Here is a 1,425-nt window from a genome sequence, read left to right as displayed (position 1 = left end):
CATCAATGGCGTGGTGTACACCACTGCCAACGGCTTGGTGATTGATGCCAGCGGTAACTGGAGCATCGACTTAACCGGCACCACCTTGGCCGATGGCACTTACCCTGTCAGCGCCACCGTCACTGACTTGGCCGGCAACAGCAAAACCGTCACCCAAGACGTGGTGATTGATACCAAGATTGACCAAGATGGCGACGGCAACACCGTGGCGATCACCAGCATTACCGATGACACCGGCGCCTCGGGCAGCGACTTCATCACCAATGACAACACCTTAGTGTTCAACGGTACCGTCGATTTAGGTGACAACAGCACCTTGGCCGTCACCATCAATGGCGTGGTGTACACCACCGCCAACGGCTTGGTGATTGATGCCAGCGGTAACTGGAGCATCGACTTAACCGGCACCACCTTGGCCGATGGCACTTACCCTGTCAGCGCCACCGTCACTGACCTGGCTGGCAACAGCAAGACCGTCACCCAGGACGTGGTGATTGATACCAAGATTGACCAAGATGGCGACGGCAACACCGTGGCGATCACCAGCATTACCGATGACACCGGCGCCTCAGGCAGCGACTTCATCACCAATGACAACACCTTAGTCTTCAACGGTACCGTCGATTTAGGTGACAACAGCACCTTGGCCGTCACCATCAATGGCGTGGTCTACACCACCGCCAACGGCTTGGTGATTGATGCCAGCGGTAACTGGAGCATCGACTTAACCGGCACCACCTTGGCCGATGGCACTTACCCTGTCAGCGCCACCGTCACTGACCTGGCCGGTAACAGCAAGACCGTCACCCAAGACGTGGTGATTGATACTAAGATTGACCAAGATGGCGACGGCAACACCGTGGCGATCACCAGCATTACCGATGACACCGGCGCCTCGGGCAGCGACTTCATCACCAATGACAACACCTTAGTGTTTAACGGTACCGTCGATTTAGGTGACAACAGCACCTTGGCCGTCACCATCAATGGCGTGGTCTACACCACCGCCAACGGCTTGGTGATTGATGCCAGCGGTAACTGGAGCATCGACTTAACCGGCACCACCTTGGCCGATGGCACTTACCCTGTCAGCGCCACGGTCACTGACCTGGCGGGCAACAGCAAAACCGTCACCCAAGACGTGGTGATTGATACTAAGATTGACCAAGATGGCGACGGCAACACCGTGGCGATCACCAGCATTACCGATGACACCGGCGCCTCGGGCAGCGACTTCATCACCAATGACAACACCTTAGTCTTCAACGGCACGGTCGATTTAGGTGACAACAGCACCTTGGCCGTCACCATCAATGGCGTGGTCTACACCACCGCCAACGGCTTGGTGATTGATGCCAGCGGTAACTGGAGCATCGACTTAACCGGCACCACCTTGGCCGATGGCACTTACCCTGTCAGCGCCAC

General features: G+C 56.8%; 1 protein-coding gene. It reads left to right on the top strand.

Annotated features, from left to right (window positions below):
- The coding region (locus tag MO387_RS20725) for an Ig-like domain-containing protein (protein ID WP_242326507.1) at positions 1-1,425 on the top strand (1,425 nt) is incomplete at both ends.

The sequence above is a fragment of the Shewanella sp. N2AIL genome (assembly GCF_022690845.1).
GTDB lineage: Bacteria > Pseudomonadota > Gammaproteobacteria > Enterobacterales > Shewanellaceae > Shewanella > Shewanella baltica.
The sequence above is the reverse complement of the archived record's forward strand: the minus strand, read 5'-3'. Positions and strand labels throughout refer to the sequence as shown.